This window comes from Bradyrhizobium sp. Mp27, assembly GCF_029953005.1.
Classification (GTDB): Bacteria; Pseudomonadota; Alphaproteobacteria; order Rhizobiales; family Xanthobacteraceae; genus Bradyrhizobium; species Bradyrhizobium barranii.
In genome coordinates, this window is sequence record NZ_JASAUS010000824.1 from 1 (window position 1) to 220 (window position 220).

General features: G+C 61.4%; 1 pseudogene. It reads left to right on the forward strand.

Annotated features, from left to right (window positions below):
• Positions 1 to 220 (forward strand): annotated as a pseudogene (locus QJT78_RS52785) (IS21 family transposase); the annotation flags it as partial.

Below are 220 nucleotides of genomic sequence, written 5' to 3' on the forward strand. Positions count from 1 at the left end.
TTTAGCCAGCAAGGGGCCGGGGAGTTGAACGTCTTGAAGCGACATCTGCAAAGCACCGTACTTACATTACTTGATCGCAACACCAGCCAGCGCGAGATTCACCGGCTGACGTTATCAGGCGCTGCGGGCCGGTGCGGAGGCAAATTCCCCCGGGGAAGTGACCACCGGCTCGGTGAGCGCGGACGGCCAAATTCCTCCACCCCGACCACCGGCTTTTGGG